Below are 17,556 nucleotides of genomic sequence, written 5' to 3'. Positions count from 1 at the left end.
CCGGTCTTCGTGTCTTCGCGCCTCTACGTCTTCGCGTCTCTACGTCTTCGTGCCGGGCGCCCGCGTGAGGCGCCCGGCACGTGGGTCGGTCAGTCGCGGTGACGGTCCGGCAGGGCGGGGGTGGGACGCCGCCGGGGTTCGTTCGCTTCCCGTTCCGGCTTGGTCGGGGCGTTGCGGTGGGCCTCGGCGCGCAGCAGGGCGCGCAGGACTGCGTACGGATCTGAAGGCATGTCTGTTTCCTTGCTCGGTGGGGGTGGGAGAGGGCTGCCGGGGCGACGGGCCGGTCAGCAGCGCAGGACCACCGAGCGCAGACAGGGCAGGGTGTACGACGGCTTCGGGGGCGCGTGGTGCGCGCCGGGTCCCCCGCGGCCGGGGGAGGGCACGGGCGGCGCCGGGCGGGGTGGCGTGACCGGCTGCCGGGTGGCGCGGGTGGTGCGCAGGGCGGTGTCGGGGACGTCGTACTCGGCCGTCGTACCGCCGTGTTCGCCGACCGCCGCCGACGCCGCCACGGGGAGGGCGTGTGCCGCCGTGTGCGCGCCCGGCACCAGCAGGGCCAGCAGCAGCACCGCGATCCGCAGCCAGGCGCGGGCGGCGGTGAGGGGCTGGGCGACGGTCATGGGGGTGGTGTCCCCGGGCGGGGGCGCCGGGTCGGCCCGGTGGGTCCGAGAACCGCTCGCTCGGCCTACAGCGCGCGCCGGAGGCACGGATCCCGCCCCCCTCCGTGAGGGCTCCCCGACCGCCGCGTTCACAGCGCCTGCGGCACCTGTCGGGCGCGGCCCCGGATCCGTACGGCGGTCACGATCTCGACCACGCCGACGGCGAGCAGCCAGATGCCACCGACCAGGGTGAGGACGGCGATCGACTCGAACGGCGAGACGATCAGCACGATCCCGGCGAGGAAGGTGACGATCCCGAGGAAGATCTGCCAGCCCCGGGCGGGCACGGCGCTGTCGGAACCGGCGGCCAGGCTCTGGGTGATGCCCCGGATCAGCCAGCCGATGCCGATCCACAGGGCGAGCAGCAGGATCGACTGCATCGGACCGCGGAAGCAGAACAGGCCCAGCAGGATGGAGAGCGCGCCGCTGATGAACGCCAGGACCCGCAGCGAGGTCGTCCGGTGCGTGCCGAACGCGGAGACGAGTTGGAAGACTCCGCTGATCAGCAGGTAGAGGCCGAAGAAGACGCCCGCCGCCAGGAGCGAGGCGCCGGGCCAGACCAGCACCAGGACGCCCAGGACCAGGGAGGCGACGCCGGTGAGCAGCACGATCTGCCAGGCGGCGCGGGAGAGGCGGTGCAGCGGTCCCTCGAAGGGCGGTTCGGGCTCGTGCCGGGTGGTGGCACCGGTGGGGCCCGCCGTACGGCCGCCGTGGACCGTACGGTCGTCGTGGGCCGTACGGCCGCCGTGAACCGTACGGTCGTCGTGAACCGTCGGGCCGCCGTGGACGGTCGGGTCGTCGCCGTGCGCCTTCCGGTCGCCGTGGACTTTCCGGTCGTCGTACTCGTGGTCCTGGGGGGTGCCGCTCGATGGCTCGGTCATGATCCATGCTTGGATCCACCGCCGCGGCCCCGCCACCCGGAACCACCCAACCGACTGACCTCGCCGGTTGCCTCTCCCTACCTCTTCGCCGCCTTGGCCGCCTTGGCCGCCGCCTTCATCTCCTGTTTGTGGGCGCGGACCTTGGTGAGGGAGTCGGGGCCGGTGATGTCGGCGACGGAACGGTGGGAGCCGGTCTCGCCGTACGCGCCGGCCGCCTCGCGCCAGCCCTCGGGGCGGACGCCGAGTTGCTTGCCGAGGAGGGCGAGGAAGATCTGGGCCTTCTGCCGGCCGAAGCCGGGGAGTTCCTCCAGCCGCTTCAGCAGTTCGGGGCCGCTGCCCACGTCCCGCCAGACCGCTTCGGCGTCACCGTCGTAGTGCTCGACGAGGTACTGGCACAACTGCTGGATCCGCTTGGCCATGGAACCCGGATAGCGGTGCACGGCCGGTTTGTCGGAGAGCAGGGCCGCGAACGCCTCCGGATCCCGCGCGGCGATCTCGTGTGCGTCGAGGTCGTCCGCGCCGAGCCGGTCGGCGATCGTGCGCGGCCCCTTGAACGCCCACTCCATCGGGACCTGCTGGTCCAGCAGCATCCCGATCAGCGCGGCGAGCGGGGACCGCCCGAGCAGCGCGTCGGCGTCCGGGTCCTGGGCGAGGTGAAGGGTCACGTCCATGGCTCGATGATCCCGTGCCCACCCGTACTCCGCGCGTCGGCCCCGCCGGGCCCAGGCCCCAGGTCTCGGGTATCAGGCCGCAGGTCTCGGGCCGCATGTCTCGGGTATCAGGTCTCGGGTATCAGGTCCCCGGTCCCCGGTCCCCGGTCCGCGGTTCCCGGCTCCGGGGCTCAGGTGGTGGCCCGCCAGTACCCCAGCGCGTGCGTCCGCTGCTTCGCCACGCCCAGTTCCCGGCGCACGTACGACGACAGCGTCCGGGTCGTCGTCGTGTCGCAGGCGATCCAGACGTACGGCTCGGGCGTGGCCCGCAGCAGGGCCGGCAGTTCCGCGCGGACCCGGTCCACCAGGGCGGTGCCGTCGCGGGGGACCTCGATCACCTGGTGGTCGTCGCTCCCCGTACGCCACGGCAGTCCGCCGAGCGTGCCCTCGAACCACACCGTCGCCGGGACCGACGGGAAGGTGTCGAGGAGGGAGTTGAGCGCGGGCAGCGAGGCCGGGTCACCGATCGCGAAGACATGCGTGGGCTCGGGCTGGGGCCGCTGGAAGCCCGTTCCCTGCACTGTCGCCTCGATGGTGTCCCCGGGCCGCGCCGCCCGCGCCCAGTCACTGGCGCACCCCTCGTGGAGTGCGAATTCAAGGGAGAAGGTGCCGTTCTCGCGGTCCGGGTCGACCAGGGTGTACCCGCGCTGGTGCGGCTTGCCCGCGTTGTCGAACCACAGCCGCACCCACATCGTGGGATGCGTGTCGTACGCCTTGAGGAGGTCACCGTCGGTGAGGTGGAGCCGCCGGTAGTCGGGGGCGACGTCCTCCGCCCCCGTCACCGTGAGGACGAAATCCTTCGCCCCCATCAGCTTCAGGACCGTGCCCTGCCAGCCATGGCCCGTACGGACCTGACCCTGCCCCATGGCACCCCTTCACACATCACGTACGATTCCGCCACACCGGCGACTACTTAGGTGAGCCTAACCTAACGCTGGCGAGAAAGAACAGGGGAAAACAGGGTGAGCACCAAGATCCACGAGATCTACCGGGACGCGTACGGCGTCCCCCATCTGCGCGCCGGGGACGTCCGTGAACTCGCCTACGCCCAGGGCCGGGTGACCGCCCTGGACCGCGCCTGGCAACTGGAGACCGAACGGCACCGGCTGCTCGGCACCTCCGCCGCCTTCCTCGGCGCCCCGGCCCTGTCCTGGGACGTGCTCGCCCGCCGCGCACTGCTCGCCGACACGGCCCGCCGCTGCTTCGAGCGGCTTGCCGAGGACGATCCGGAGACGGCCGACTGGGTCCGGTCGTACGTCGACGGCATAAACGATTCTCTTGAGGAGGGCGCCCGCCGCGCGCCGCAGTTCGCGGCGGTCTCCCTCGCCCCGGGCCGCTGGGAGCCCTGGACCCCGCTGGGCGTCTGGCTGGCCACGCACATTCTCTTCGCCGGCTTCCCGGCGAAGCTCTGGCGGGAGCAGGCGGTACGGCATCTGGGGCCCGAGGCGGTCGGCCTGTTCGCCGCCGACGGCCCCGGCACGGTCGGCAGCAACGGCTGGCTGGTCTCCGGCGCCCGGACCGTCACCGGGCACGCGGTGATCGCCGGCGACCCCCATCGCCATATAGAGGACCCCGGCGTCTATCAGCAGATCCGGCTGGCCTGCCCGGAGTTCGACGTCGTCGGCCTCGCCGTCCCCGGCGTCCCCGGCATCGCCCACTTCGGCCACACCGGCACCGTCGCCTGGGCCATCACCAACGCCATGGCCGACTACCAGGACCTCTACCGCGAACGGCTGCGCCGCACCGGCGCCGGTGTCGAGGCCCTCGCCCCGGACGGCCGCTGGAGCCGGGCCCGGCGATGGACGGAGACCGTGTCCGTGGCCGGGGAGGCCCCCGTACCGGTCGAGATCATCGAGACCGAGCGCGGGCCGGTGATCGCCGGGGGACCGGAGGGACTGGAGAGGGCAGAGGGATCGGAAGGGCCAGAAGGGTCAGAAGGGTCAGAAGGGTCAGAAGGGTCGGAAGGGATAGGGATGGACGGGGTGGTGTCCACCCCGGAGGCGACCGGCACGATCGCCGCCACCCCCGGCACCGGCGCCCCCGGCACCCCCGGAACCTCCGGCGCCCCCGCCACCGACGACATCCCCATCCCCATCCCCATCCCCATCCCCCTCCCCCTCCCCCTCGCCCTCGCGCTCCGCTATCCGCCCCGCGTCACCGCCGACCTCGGCTTCGGGGCGTTGCTGCCGCTGCTGCGGGCGCGGACGGTCGCCGATGTGGACCGGGCCTTCGACGTCTGGGCCGAGCCGGTCAACGTCGTCCAGGCCGCCGACACCGAGGGCGGCACCCTGCACCGGGTCGCGGGCCGGGTGCCGTTGCGGGCCGGGGCCAACCGGATCCGGCCCGTACCGGCCTGGGAGCCCGGCCACGAGTGGACCGGCTGGCACCCCATGCCCCGCGCCGACCTCGACCCCGCCACCGGCCTCGCCGTCATGGCCAACCAGCGCGGCCTCGCCACCCCCCTCGGCGTCGAGTTCGCCGCGCCCCACCGCGCCGACCGCATCACGGCCCGGCTCGGCGAACGCGACCGCTGGTCGGCCGCCGACATGCCCGCCCTCCACCTGGACACCCACCTCGTCTCCGCCGGAGTGCTCCTGGACCGGCTGGACGCACTGCCCGACTCCGGCCTCACCCCCGCGGCCGTCGCCCTGCGCGCCCGGCTGCGGAGCTGGGACCGCCGGATGGAGGCGGACAGCCGCGACGCCGCCGCCTTCGCCGCGCTGCGCTCCGCCGTCGTCCGGCGCCTGGCCGCGCACCCCGCCTTCGCCGCGCTCACCGAGCCGCCCGCCTACCCCGAGGTCCTCCAGCCCTGGCTGGCCCTGACCCCGCGCGTCGGACTGGCACTGGAACATCTGCTGAAGGCGGAGGAGTTGTACGGCGTCGACCGCGTCCCGATCCTCCGCGAGGCGCTGGAGGAGACCGCCGCCCGACCGGCGGTGACCGACGGGCGCACCTGGGGCGAGACCCACCGGCTGGCCCCCTGGCGGGCTCTTCCGGCCGAGGGGTCGTACGACGAACCGGGGCTCTCCGGTGACCACGACTGTGTGCTGTGCACCTCCTCCGTGCCCGGCGTCACCGATCTGGCCGCGCGCGGCCCGGCCGCCCGGTACGTGTGGGACCTGGCCCGCCGGGAGGACAGCCGCTGGGTGGTGCCGCTCGGCGCGTCGGGCGTCCCCGGTTCACCGCACCACCGGGACCAACTGCCGCTGTGGCTGCGGGGGGAACTGGCACCGGTCGTCACCGACTGGGACCGGCTGGTCAGGGAGACCGCGCCCGGGACCCCGCCCGGGACCGCTTCCGGGGCTGAGGCCGAGGCTGATGCTGAGGCCGTGCGTGCCTACGGTGCCCGTCCCGCCGTCCATGAGCAGGTGGTCGACGGTTTCGGCACCGTACGCGTGCTGCCGCTCGACCCGGAGCGGGACGCCGGGGTGGTGCACGGCTGGGTGAGCGAGGAGCGGGCCGTGTTCTGGGGCATGACCGGACTGGACCGCGAGCGCGTCACCGAGATCTACACCCACCTGGCCGCCCTCGACACCCATCACGCCTTCCTCGTCGTCAAGGACGGCACCCCGGTCGCCCTCTTCCAGACCTACGAGCCGGACGCCGACCGGGTCGGCGAGTGCTACGAGGTACGCCCCGGTGACCTCGGCATCCACCTGCTGCTGGCCCCCGCGCGGCCGGGCGGGGCGCGGCCGGGCTGGGGCGCGGCGCTGATGTCGGTGCTGCTGGCGTACGTCCTGCTGACCCTGGACCGGCGGCGGGTCGTGGTCGACCCCGACATCCGCAACGAGAAGGCGGTCGCCCGTATGGTCCGGCAGGGCTTCACCCTGGGCCCGGCCGTGGTCCTGCCGGAGATCGACCTGCCGGACGTGTATCTGCCGGAGAAGAAGGCCCAGCTCGCGTTCCTGGAACGGGAGACGGCCTTTCCGGCATAGCCCGGGCCGGCCCGGGTCGGCCCGTTCGGCCCGGCCGGCCCGGTCGGGGGCGTTGCAGGGCCGCCGCTTGAGCAGGTGGCCGCCGTCATCCGTACGTCCGGGTACGGAAGGTCGTCCGACGACGGAGAAGCGGCGTGATGGGCACGAGGGGCAGGGGCGGCGGGGACGGCAGGGACGGCGGGGACGCTGGAGACGGCGGGGACGGTGGAGACGGTAGGGACGGTGGAGACGGCAGGGGTGCCGGGGTCCTCCGGGGGCTGGTCATGCTCGGGTCCCTGCTGTTCCTGCTGCCGTTCCTGCTGCTGAGCGGCGCCGGGCCCGCCTCCGCGCATACCGCGCTGCGCGCCACGGACCCCGGCGACGGCAGCGTGGTGAAGACCGCCCCACGGTCCCTCACCCTGACCTTCACCGAGTCCGTCGGCCTGCTCGACGGGGCGATACGGCTCTACGACCCCGGCAACCACCGGGTCCGCCTCGGCACGGTCGCGCATGCTCCCGGCGGCTCGGAGGCGGTCCGGGTGACGCTGCCGGCGTCGGGGCTGCGCAACGGCACGTACACGGTGGCCTGGCGGGTGGTGTCGTCGGACAGCCACCCCGTCTCGGGCGCCTTCACCTTCTCCGTCGGCGCCCCCTCACCCACCCCGCCGGCGCAGGACATCCGCCCGCCCGAGCACCGGGCGACCAGCGCCCTCCAGAGCACGGCCCGCTATCTGGCCCATCTCGCCGGAGCCCTGCTGATCGGCGGGGCCGTCTTCGCGGTGGTGTGCAGGCCGCCGGATCCCGCCCGGCTCCGTCCGCTGCTGAAGATCTCCTGGTGGACCGTGCTGGTCGCCACGGTCGCCCTGCTTCTCCTCCGCGCCCCGTACGAGGCGGGCACCGCCCCGGCGACCGCCCTCGACCCGGCCGGACTCCTCCGGACCCTGGACACCCGTCCCGGAGCCCTGCTGCTCACCCGGCTGATCCTGCTGGACGTGGCGGCCTTTCTCCTCCTACGGCTGTCCGGGGCGCGGTCGCGGCCTCTGCTCGGCGCGGCGGTGGCCGTCGGGGTCGGGCTCGCGGTGACCTGGGCGGCGGCCGAACACGCGTCGGCGGGGATCCAGGTCCCGCTGGCGATCGTGTCCTCGACGCTGCATCTGCTGGCGACGGCCGTGTGGCTGGGCGGACTGGCGGCCCTGCTGCTGACGCTCCGCCGGACGGCCGACGGGACATCGACGTCGGTGGCCGTGGTGGCGAGGTTCTCCCGGACGGCGTTCGGCGCGGTGTGCGTGCTGGTGCTGACCGGGGTCTACCAGTCGTGGCGCGGGCTGGGTTCGCTCGCCGCGCTCACCGGCACCACGTACGGGCGGGTGCTCCTGATCAAACTGCTGGCGGTCGTGGCGCTGCTGGGCGTGGCCACGGTGTCCCGGCGGGTGGTGCGGGGATGGGCGGCGACGACGGCCCGGGCGGAGGGGGAGGCGCGGGCGGAGGGGGAGGCGCGCGCCGGGACGGTCGTACGGGAACGGGTGGCGGCGGGCGTGGGAGCGGGAGCAGGGGGAACGGGGGGAGCGGAGAACTCGACGCCGACGCCGAGGGAGGCGGCGAGGGCGGTCCGGTCGGGGGGCTCCGGTGGGGATCACCACGGGGACCGGCGGGCGTTGCGGCGTTCCGTCTTCGGGGAGGTGGCGATCGGGCTGGCCGTGCTCATCGTCACGACCGTGCTGACGTCGACCCTGCCCGGCCGGGCGGAGGCCGAGGTGGCGCGGGCGGGCGCGGAGGCGGCCGGGCAGCCGCGTACGGCGACCGAGACGGTGCCGTACGACACCGGGGTCCCGGGCGGGACGGGGCGGGTGCAGCTCACCCTCGATCCGGCGCGGGTGGGTGGCAACTCCGTCCAGGCGGTGGTGTTCGGCCCGGACGGAGGGGTCTCGGTCGTCCCCGAACTGCGGCTGTCGTTCACGCTGCCGGACAAGGAACTCGGGCCGATCGACGCCGAACTGACCGACCGCGGTGGCTACTGGGCCACGGACTCGCTCACCCTGCCCCTCGCGGGCACCTGGACCATGAAGTTGACGGTCCGGGTGTCCGAGCTGGACCAGGTGAGCGAGACACGGACGATCCGGGTGGAGCCCTGAGCCCTGAGCCCTGAGCCCTGAGCCCTGAGCCCTGAGCCCTGAGCCCTGAGCCCTGAGCCCTGAGCGCTTGCGGTACCGGGGTGCGGGCGTCAGCGGTCGAGCGCCGCCACGCCCGCCTTCGCGAACTTCTCGTCCAGGTCGCCGGAGGGGGCGCCCGCGACACCGATGCCCGCGACGGGCGCGCCCTTGGTGGCGACCGGGGCTCCGCCGCCCAGGAACAGGGTGCCCGGGATGTCCTTCAGGTTCGGCGTCGACTCCAGGCGCTTGACCAGCTCGGAGGTGGGCGCGTTCCAGGAGACCGCGGTGAACGCCTTGCGCTCGGCGGACTCGTACGACTGCGGGCCGGCGCCGTCGCCGCGCAGGGTGACCAGGGTGTTGCCGTTGCGGTCGACCACGGCGACGGAGACCCGCTGGTTCTCCTTCTCGGCGGCGTCCAGCGCGGCCTGGGCGGCCTTGGTGGCGGCGTCGACGGTCAGATGGGTGCTCTGGGTGAGGTTGCCGCGGGCGGTGTCGCCGCCGCGCGAGGCCGTGGCGCCGGCCGGACCGGCGGCGTTGGCGGCGACCGTGCCGACCCCTCCCGCGACGACGACGGCGAGGACGCCACCGGTCAGCAGGCGGGTGCGGCGGGACAGGGAGCGGCTGCGGTGCTTCATGGTCTGAGGCCCTTCGCGAAGTGAAGTGGACTGAAGTGCAGTGGACTGAAGTGGGCTGGGGTGGACTGAAGTGCACTGGACTGGACTGAAGTGGGCTGGGGTGGACTGGGGTGGACTGAAGTGGGCTGAAGTGGGCTGAAGTGCTGCTTCGATCCTCCGGGCGGATCCGGTCCCGCCCCGTCGCCGGACCGGCTCGGGCCGCGGTACGGATCGGGTGACGGCGGGGTCGTCCGTTCGGATGACACGGGACGGCGGGGGCCGGGGAACAATGGAGGTGTTTGCCCAGATCAGGGGAGTGCGAGCCCGCGAGGGACCGGCACGGAGAGGAGGAGCGTGGGATGAGACCCGAGGCCGGACCACCGCCACGGACGGCTCGCGACGCCGGTGACGACACCCGCGCCCTCACCCTCGTCATGCACACGGCCTTCTTCGTGCTGCTCGGCGCGTCCCTGGCCCGCTACCTCTCCCGTCACCCCGGCGACCCGCTGACCCCTCTGGTCGTCACCCTGTCGGTGCTGCTGGCGGCGCTCTACGTGCTCGGCCCGGCGCTGGGCGCCCGGCTCACCCTGCGCCGGGTGACCTGGCTCGGCGCGGTGGTGGCCGCCTGGGCGGTGCTGGTGGTGCTGGCGCCGAGCTTCGCCTGGTGCGCGGTGCCGCTCTTCTACACCGGTCTGCGGACCCTGCCGCTGCGCGCGGCGGTGACCCTGGTCTGTCTGCTCACCGCGCTCACGGCCGCGGCCCAGCTGAAACTGGCCGGCTGGCCGGACCCCAATGTGCTGCTGGCGCCCCCGGCGGTGGCGGCGGTGGCCACCACGGTCTTCCTGACGATGGAACGCCAGGCCGCCCGGCAGCGCGCCCTCATCGACGACCTGGTCCGCACCCGCCGGGAACTGGCCGCGACCGAGCGCCGCGAGGGCACGCTGGCCGAGCGCGAGCGGCTGGCCAGGGAGATCCACGACACCCTCGCCCAGGGCCTGTCCAGCCAGCGGATGCTGCTCCAGGCCGCCGACCGGCTGTGGGACGGCGCCCCGGACACCGCCCGCGGCCATGTCCGTACGGCCGCCGCCATCGCCGAGAGCAATCTGGCGGAGGCCCGCCGCTTCGTGCATGACCTCACCCCCGCCGATCTGGCGGAGGCGGGCGGTCTGCCCGAGGCGCTGCGGGCGGTGGCGGACCGGGAGTCCCGGGCGGGCCTCACCGTCCGCCTCCACACGGAGGGCACTCCCGGCGCGCCTCTCGCGCCCGCCGTGGAGGCGGCCCTGCTGCGGATCGCGCAGGGCGCCCTGGCGAACGTACGCGAACACGCCCGGGCCACCACCGCCGCGGTCACCCTGACCTGCCTGGACGACCAGATCGTGCTGGACGTCGCGGACGACGGCATCGGCTTCGACACCACCGCCGAACGCGCCGGGAGGGGCAGCCCGCGCGGCCATGGCCTCCCGGCGAGCCGCGCGCGGCTGCGGCAGTTGGGCGGCACGCTGACGGTGGAGTCGGCGCCGGGGGAGGGGACGGTCGTATCGGCGTCGGTCCCCCTGTTCACGGACGCGGCGGAAGGCCGAGGGACATGAGCGACACGGAAGGCCACGAGGTGAGCGGTACGAGGGGAGCCCCGGTCCGCATCCTCCTCTGCGACGACCACGCGGTCGTACGGGCGGGGCTGCTCGCGCTGCTGGGCAGCGCCCCGGACATCGAGGTGGTCGGTGAGGCGGGCAGCGGTGAGGAGGCCATCGCGATGACCCGCAAACTCGCCCCCGACGTCGTCCTCATGGACCTGCAACTGGGCGCGGGCATGGACGGCGTGGAGACCACCCGCCACCTGGTCGCCGAGCGGACGACGGACGGAGGCGAATCCGGAACCGGAACCGGGACTGGGACCGGAACCGGGACTGGGACTGGGACCGGGACCGGGACTGGGACCGGAGCCGGGACCGGTGTCGGCGGCGTCGGCGGCCCGCACGTCCTGGTGCTGACGACGTACGACACCGACGCCGACATCACCCGGGCCATCGAGGCGGGCGCCACCGGCTATCTGCTCAAGGCGGAGGGCCCGGAGGAACTGTTCGCGGCGATCCACGCGGCGGCCAAGGGCCGTACGGCGCTGTCCCCGCCGGTCGCCGGGCGGGTCATGGCTCGTCTGCGCAGCCCCGCGCCGACCCTGACGTCCCGCGAACGCGACATCCTGAGCCAGCTCTCCCAGGGCCTGCCCAACCGTGAGATCGCCCGAGCCCTGTTCATCAGCGAGGCCACGGTCAAGACGCATCTCCGTCGTATCTACGACAAACTGGGCGTCGACACCAGGGCGGGCGCCGTGGCGGTGGCGAAGGAACGCCGACTGCTGGGCTGACCGTCCGCACCGAATCTCCGCCCGGCTGTCACATCTCCGCCCGCCGTCCTGTCTTCCTTCCAGAACCGCAAAGCCGGTGATACCGGCGCATGGGACACAGGTCGGATCGGAACAGCGAACAGCGAACAGCGAACGGAGACGGCGATGAAGATCGTGGTTGTCGGCGGTACGGGCCTCATCGGCTCCCAGGTGATCCCGCTGCTGCGGGCGAGCGGGCATGACGCGGAGCCGGCCTCACCGTCCACAGGTGTGGACACCGTCACCGGCGAGGGCCTGGCCCGGGCGCTCACCGGCGCGGACGTGGTCGTGGACGTGACGGGCTCGCGCGACCTCGACCCCGAGGCGGCGATGACCTTCTTCACCCGATCGGCCGACCACCTCTTCGCGGCGGAGCGGGAGGCGGGTGTACGGCATCACGTCGTGCTGTCCATCGTCGGCGTCGACCAGGTGCCGGACTACGGCTACTACCGGGCCAAGGTCGCCCAGGAGCAGGCGGCGCGGGACAGCGAGGTGCCGTTCACCATCGTGCGGACGACCCAGTTCTTCGAGTTCGTCGCGCCCGTGATGGACCTGTCCACGCGGGGCACGGAGGTACGGCTGTCGTCCCAGCCGCTGCGCCCGATCGCCTCCGCCGATGTCGCCGCCGCGGTGGCCGACGCGGCGACGGACGAACCGGCGTACGGCATCCGCAATGTCACCGGCCCCGAGGTGTACACCCTCGACCGCCTCGCCGAACTCACCCTGGCCGCGAAGCCGGACGGCCGCACGGTCGTACGGGACGAGAGCGCGGGCCTGTTCGCGGGCATGCCGGACGTGCTGACGGGTTCCGGGACGAAGGCGGAGGTGGCGCCGACCCGGTACGAGGACTGGCTGACCCACGGCTGACACCCCGGCACCCCTGACACCACCCCGGTGTCTTGCCTCACCGGCTCCCTCACCCCTCCCGGCCATCCCGCCGCCCCGACCGCTCGTACGCCCGTAGCTTCTCGGGCGTGATCACCCAGTAGAGCGCGTCGATCCGGTCGGATCCGGTGCCGGCCTCGACGCTGACGAGGGCGAGGGTCTCGCCGTCCCGGGTGAGCAGCAGGCTGGGCCGCCCGTTGGCCGGGACGACGGAGTACGTGGCCCCGGCGAAGAAGGCGCGGGCGAAGGAGGTGACACGGGCGGTGCGGCCGGCGCCGACGACCGGCTGCCGGGCCACCCCGCGCATGCCGTTGCCGTCGGAGCGGGAGACGACGTCGTCCGCCAGCACCCGCTCCAGCGCGGCCACGTCCCCGTCGCGCGCGGCGGCGACGAACGCGTCCAGCAGCCGCCGGTGCTGGTCGGCGTCGACGGGTTCGCGGCGCTCGGCGGCCAGCCGTCTGCGGGCCCGGCTGACGATCTGGCGGGTGTTGGCCTGGCTGAGCCGGAGCATCTCCGCGATCTCGGCGTACCCGTACTCGAACGCCTCGCGCAGCACATAGGCGGCCCGCTCGACCGGGCCGAGCTTCTCCATCAGCAGCAGCACGGCCAGTTCCATCGCCTCCCCGCGCTCCGCCCCGATCTGCGGATCCACCCCGGTGTCGACGGGCTCGGGCAGCCATGGACCGACGTACGCCTCGCGCCGCATCCGCGCGGACCGCGCCACATTGATGGCCAGCCGGGTGGTGATCCGTGCGAGAAACGCCCCCGGGTCCCGTACTTCCCCCCGCTCGGCCTCCTGCCAGCGCACCCACACGTCCTGCACCACGTCCTCGGCCTCGGACACACTTCCGAGCATCCGATAAGCGATCCCGAACAACCGCGCCCGCTCCCGCTGAAACTCCTTCGCGGCCTGGTCGAGGGGATGGTCGACGTGCGTCATAGAGCCACCGTACGACTCGCCGGACCGCTCCGGGCGGCCACTGACGACGCCTGAAAGGAACCCGAGAGGAACCCGAAAGGAAGATGAACTGCCTTACCGGATGCCGATGTTGACCATCAGAGCAGGCCGTCGCATCCTCCGGTTCCGATTCCGCCTCCGGTTCCGATTCCGCCTCCGACTTCGCCTCCGACTCCGATTTCGCCTCCGCCTCCGCCTCCGATGAGTCCCTCTGGCCCGACGTCCCCCGCCAGCACGCCCAGGCGCCCCAGCGCGCCGGGGGCGAGAGCGGGGAGCAAGGGGATCACGGACTTCCAGTCACCGGAGCCCGACAGCCCGCGCGCCAGATGCCGGGCGGTCTCCTTGCCGGTGGCGGAACCGCCCTCGCCTGACCCCCGGCCGACCGCCCGGGCGAGGGCCAGACAGCCCCGGATCACCCGGTCCCCGGCCCGGCTGTCCGTGGCCAGCGCCACCTGGGCACCCGCCAGGTGCGTGGCCGCCGCGTGGAGCACCGCCGCTCGCCCCTGCGACGTCCGTGCCGCCTCGGCATGGCGCCACAGCGCGTCGAGGTCGCCCTCCACGACGTGGAGCAGGGCGAGTTCCCCGTACGGCTCCTGCCCCGGCGGGAGCGACCGCCGCCATCGGTCGGCCCGGCCCGCGACGGCGTGGGCGCTCTCCTCGGGGAGGCAGCCGAGGCGTTCCAGCAGGACGAGGACGGCCAACGACGGCGGGGGCCCCGGGGCGGGGGCGCGGGCCACGTGGAGCGCGGTGCGGTGGAGGGCGTCCGTCAGCCGTGGGTCGGGCCGCCCGGGGTCCGGGAACGCGAGCAGCAGAGCGGCCAGTTCGGGGAGCGTCCGCAGCGGGCGCCCGAGGTTCCCGTCCTTGATCCGCCGGGCCGCGGCGGCCACCAGGGGCTCGGCGACGCGTGCCGCCTCCTCGGGACAGCGACGTACCAGCCCGGCCGCTACGGCCGTCGCCGCCTGCCGCCGCTGTGCCGCGCCGCCCTCCGCCGCCAGCGCCGAAGCCGCGGCGCCCTCGCCGGCGTGGGCGAGCGCCTGGGCCACGGCGTGGGCCAGACATCCCCGATCACCGCTGTCGGGCGGCAGTCGCGCCGCCGCCTCGCGCGCGTAGTGGGTGCCCGCGTCGTCGTGGCCGCCGAGCGAACAGCCCAGGGACAGGGCCGCCAGGTGCCGCACCCGGTGCCGGCGCTCGGGCAGGCGTACGGCGAGCGCTTCGGCCTGATCGAACGCACCGACCACCCCCAGGGCCTGGCACAGGTCCACCGTCCAGACGTCCCGTACGGGCGGGCGGTCCGAGGCCGACGCCCGCCGCGGGGCGGGGCTGCTCCGCAGGGCCGCCTCCAACAGCTCCCGGCTGCGTACGAGGTGCCCCGCGGCCAGTCGACCCTCCGCCTCCTGGAGCAGCGCGAGGTGAGGGGCGTCGACGCCCGGGCCGTCGCCGGGGACGGGCAGACCCGTGGTCACCCGATGGGACTCCGGGCGCGAGGTCGGCGGGCCTCCCCTCCGCGCCGCCGCCCGCCTCCCCCGGGCGGCGTCGGCCGTGGCCTCGCCGTGGCCGTACCGCCGCGACCTGTCGTTCTCGGCGTCCTCGACCACCCACTCCGCCCGCTCCAGCAGGGGATCCCCGAGCACGCCGACGCGCCGGTGCTCGGGCAGGGCGTCCAGCAGGCGTCTGACGTCGTGGAGGGCGTCCCGCATGACTCCGGCGTCGTGCACGGCCTGCGCGAGACGCGTGAGCGTCCCGGCCAACTCGCGGCCGAAACGGGCCCGGTCCTCCTCGGAGAGGGAAGCGGGCAGGGAATCGGGCAGGGAATCGGACAGGGGCTTGGGCGGCGACTCGGTCAGGCGATCGGGCGGCGACTCGGGCAGCGCATCGGACGCCTTCAGCGCCTTGATGGCCTCGCCCGTCCGGGCCAGAGCCTTGCGCATCAACTTGGCCGCTTCCTCATGCCGCTTGGCGGGAAGCCGGGCGAGAGCCGAGGCGCCGACGGCCAGGACGTCGATCGCTCCGAGCCCGTCCGAGGGGCCGAGTTCCCCGCAGACGGCCTGGATGCGGTCACCGGCGTGCGGGCCGAGGGAGGGCACGGCCCGCGCCAGTGCCCCCCACAGATCGACCGCCGACGCCCGGGCGCGCGCGTCCCCCGCGCTCAGCGTCTCCGCCCGCTCCCGCAACGCCGCCACGACGTCCGGCTCGTGGACCGTCTCCAGCAGTCCCGCCGTCCGGATGAGGACTCCGGTCCCGGCCGCCGGATCCCGGACCACGGCACGCAGCAGCGACCGGGCGGCGACCGGCCTCTCCAGCGCCATCAGGGCGCGGGCGGCCTCCAGGAGCCGGGTGTGCGGCTCGGGGGCCCGGTACGTCCCGGGGAGGCCACGGTCGGCACGGTCACGGGCCAGCCACCTGACCGCCTCTCGTACGACGGCGTCCACGTCGGCCCGACCCGCGTACGCCGACTCCACCGCCACCTCCGCGAGGAGCACCGCCCGGGCGCCCACCTCCGGTGCGGAGCGGGCAAGACCGACGGCGCGCTCCACCTCACCCAGCCGGACGAGCAGGGCGGGAGCCCCGTCAGGCACGTCAGGCGCCTCACGACGCAGCAGCCCCCGCACCGCGTACAGCGGCACGAGCACGGCCAGACTCCCGGACCCGGACGCGGAGTCCAAGCCGGACCCGAACCCGGACCCGAACCCGAACCCGGAGCCGACACCGACACCGACACCGACACCGACACACGAGCCGACGCCGTAGGCAGAGCCGGCGACCCCGGCCGCCGCGTCGATCTCCGCCTCGAAGGCGTCCAGTTGAGCGAGTGCGACACCCGTTCCGGCCGTCCGGGCGAGCCGCCGCAGTCGGGGCACGTCGAGGACGTACGCGGCACGTTCCGAGGCGTCCGTCAGCAGCCGGAGCTGATGCGCCAAGGGGTACGGGGGCGTCCCCTCCGGCCAGCCCGCCGTACGCCATGACCGCGACCACGCCAGCAGCGCACGGGTGTGCCGTAGGACCTCCTCGTCCCCCAGGCCCTCGCGGACCGCGCGGACGAGACCGGGGTCGGCCAGGGCGTACGTCCCGAGCACGGGATCGTCGGTGATCAGGGCCCGTCCGGCGGGCCCCCGCACCAGATGGTCCAGCCCGTCCGGGGGCAGCCCGGTCAGCTCCGCCAGGTCGGCCGTCCGCAGGCCCCCGCCCGCCACGGCGAGGAACGCGGCGACCGATCCGCCCAGCGCGATGACATCCGGCGCGATGACGCCCAGCGCGGTGACATCCGGCGGCGGCTGCCGCACCCGCGCCACCCCCGGGACGCCCAGGAGGGTGCGCAGATGCCCGCCCTGACGCAGCGCATGCCGTGCGGGCAGATCGTCGGGGAAGCACGCGGGGCGCCGGAGGGAGACGATGACACGCATGCCGGGAGGCGGAGGCGACGGCAGGAGCGCAGCGATGCTCCCGCGGCCCGCCCAGGCCATGTCGTCGTCCAGACCGTCGACCACGAGGAGCAGCGTCCGCCCCTGGCGCACGCTTCTCTCCGCCGCGTCGCTGAAGAGGCGCTTCCATTCCCGCACCCCGTTCGGGACGGGCTCACCGGGCCGGCCGAGGAACTGCTGGGCCTGGGCGGCGAGTTCCTCCCGGAAGGCGGCCCGGGTGTCCGTGCCGTGGGCCGAGGAGACGAAGAAGGTCAGGATGTCGAGGTCGGCCGGCGGCCGTCGTCGTACGTAGTCGGCGAGCAGTGTGGTCTTGCCGACGGGGGCGTCGGCGTGCCAGCACAGATATGCCGCCGCCCCGCGCCGGGTGTCGCGGACGAACCTGTTCATGTGGGCGCGCTCGGCCGTCCGCCCCCGGACCTCGACCGAGGGGAGGTCGAGGGCCGGCGCGTGCACCCCGAGGTAGCGGAGGCGGGGATCCCACCGGCGATGGACGAGGATCTGTCCCTCCCGCGCGCTCCTGGCCTCTTCCTGGGCCGCGCGCAAGGCGGCCGTCCACTCGGCGTCCGTGTACATCGGCCGGCCGGAGCCGTGCCGCAACATCCGCAGCATGGACCAGAAGTCATCCGCTCGCGCCGGTGCCGGGACCGTCCTTCCCTCGCGCCAGTCCCTCAGCGTGGAGCGGGCGATCCCCAACTCCCGCACCACCTCCGCGGGGCGCAGCCCGGAGACCTCCCACGCCCTGTCCACCATGGCGCCCAACGCGTCCCGCGCGCGTCTCGGCGAACCGCCCACCAGCTCTCCTCACCCACCGGCGAATCCCACCGGCGAATCCCACCGGCGGAACCCACCGGCGGAACCCACCAGCGGAACTCACCGGCGAATCCCACCGCAAATTGGGCGCGGCCTCGCCCGAATCCAGCGCTCCTGCCTGCGGAGATCACGACCGGTAGTCAGCGGCAAGTGGCCACCACCCCGACGTCCCCGCC

At 74.2% G+C, this 17,556-nt stretch carries 13 protein-coding genes; 5 read left to right on the top strand and 8 right to left on the bottom strand.

Annotation, left to right across the window (positions count from 1 at the left end; all coding sequences use genetic code 11):
• Nucleotides 1-89: 89 nt before the first annotated feature.
• From ACIQNG_RS19410 to ACIQNG_RS19390, 5 genes are all read right to left on the bottom strand, one after another.
• Nucleotides 90-230, bottom strand: a complete 141-nt coding sequence (locus tag ACIQNG_RS19410; RefSeq protein ID WP_401437059.1) for a hypothetical protein — start codon at nucleotides 228-230, stop codon at nucleotides 90-92.
• Between the two features lie 54 nt (nucleotides 231-284).
• A complete protein-coding gene (locus tag ACIQNG_RS19405) occupies nucleotides 285-617 on the bottom strand; it encodes a hypothetical protein (protein ID WP_401437056.1) in 333 nt (110 codons plus the stop codon).
• Nucleotides 618-745: 128 nt separating this feature from the next.
• The gene (locus ACIQNG_RS19400) at nucleotides 746-1,537 is read right to left on the bottom strand and encodes an HdeD family acid-resistance protein (protein WP_401486440.1); all 792 of its coding nucleotides are present in this window, start codon (nucleotides 1,535-1,537) and stop codon (nucleotides 746-748) included.
• Between the two features lie 77 nt (nucleotides 1,538-1,614).
• Nucleotides 1,615-2,208, bottom strand: coding sequence for an HhH-GPD-type base excision DNA repair protein (locus tag ACIQNG_RS19395; protein WP_401486438.1), 594 nt, complete (start codon nucleotides 2,206-2,208; stop codon nucleotides 1,615-1,617).
• Nucleotides 2,209-2,378: 170 nt separating this feature from the next.
• Nucleotides 2,379-3,113, bottom strand: coding sequence for a siderophore-interacting protein (locus tag ACIQNG_RS19390; RefSeq protein ID WP_401486436.1), 735 nt, complete (start codon nucleotides 3,111-3,113; stop codon nucleotides 2,379-2,381).
• 96 nt (nucleotides 3,114-3,209) lie between these two features.
• Here ACIQNG_RS19390 and ACIQNG_RS19385 point away from each other — a divergent pair, with 96 nt between their 5' ends.
• Together ACIQNG_RS19385 and ACIQNG_RS19380 are read left to right on the top strand one after the other, a co-directional pair.
• Nucleotides 3,210-6,182, top strand: coding sequence for a GNAT family N-acetyltransferase (locus ACIQNG_RS19385; RefSeq protein WP_401486434.1), 2,973 nt, complete (start codon nucleotides 3,210-3,212; stop codon nucleotides 6,180-6,182).
• Between the two features lie 263 nt (nucleotides 6,183-6,445).
• Nucleotides 6,446-8,293 carry a copper resistance CopC/CopD family protein gene (locus ACIQNG_RS19380; RefSeq protein WP_401486432.1) on the top strand — a complete coding sequence of 616 codons (1,848 nt, stop codon included), beginning with the start codon at nucleotides 6,446-6,448 and terminating at the stop codon, nucleotides 8,291-8,293.
• 89 nt (nucleotides 8,294-8,382) lie between these two features.
• On the opposite strand, the gene ACIQNG_RS19375 is transcribed toward ACIQNG_RS19380, so the two are convergent.
• Nucleotides 8,383-8,946, bottom strand: a complete 564-nt coding sequence (locus ACIQNG_RS19375) for a heme-binding protein (protein ID WP_401437043.1) — start codon at nucleotides 8,944-8,946, stop codon at nucleotides 8,383-8,385.
• Nucleotides 8,947-9,284: 338 nt separating this feature from the next.
• Between ACIQNG_RS19375 and ACIQNG_RS19370 the strand changes: the two genes are divergently transcribed.
• The 3 genes from ACIQNG_RS19370 to ACIQNG_RS19360 all read left to right on the top strand — a co-directional run bounded on the left by ACIQNG_RS19370 (nucleotide 9,285) and on the right by ACIQNG_RS19360 (nucleotide 12,175).
• Nucleotides 9,285-10,514 (top strand): sensor histidine kinase, encoded by a 1,230-nt coding sequence (locus tag ACIQNG_RS19370; protein ID WP_401486430.1) that lies wholly within the window; start codon nucleotides 9,285-9,287, stop codon nucleotides 10,512-10,514.
• Nucleotides 10,511-11,290, top strand: a complete 780-nt coding sequence (locus ACIQNG_RS19365; RefSeq protein ID WP_401486428.1) for a response regulator — start codon at nucleotides 10,511-10,513, stop codon at nucleotides 11,288-11,290. Before ACIQNG_RS19370 ends, ACIQNG_RS19365 begins: the two co-directional genes overlap by 4 nt.
• 144 nt (nucleotides 11,291-11,434) lie before the next feature.
• Nucleotides 11,435-12,175: an SDR family oxidoreductase gene (locus ACIQNG_RS19360; protein ID WP_401486426.1), complete on the top strand. Its 741-nt coding sequence runs from the start codon at nucleotides 11,435-11,437 to the stop codon at nucleotides 12,173-12,175.
• Nucleotides 12,176-12,224: 49 nt separating this feature from the next.
• Here the strand turns inward: ACIQNG_RS19360 and sigJ are convergent, their stop codons facing one another.
• On the bottom strand, nucleotides 12,225-13,133 hold the full coding sequence (gene sigJ, locus ACIQNG_RS19355) for an RNA polymerase sigma factor SigJ (protein ID WP_401486424.1): 909 nt from the start codon (nucleotides 13,131-13,133) through the stop codon (nucleotides 12,225-12,227).
• Between the two features lie 116 nt (nucleotides 13,134-13,249).
• The gene (locus ACIQNG_RS19350; RefSeq protein WP_401486422.1) at nucleotides 13,250-17,362 is read right to left on the bottom strand and encodes a hypothetical protein; all 4,113 of its coding nucleotides are present in this window, start codon (nucleotides 17,360-17,362) and stop codon (nucleotides 13,250-13,252) included.
• Nucleotides 17,363-17,556 lie beyond the last annotated feature (194 nt).

It is taken from the genome of Streptomyces sp. NPDC091377 (assembly GCF_044757045.1).
Taxonomy (GTDB): Bacteria; Actinomycetota; Actinomycetes; order Streptomycetales; family Streptomycetaceae; genus Streptomyces.
The sequence above is the reverse complement of the archived record's forward strand: the minus strand, read 5'-3'. Positions and strand labels throughout refer to the sequence as shown.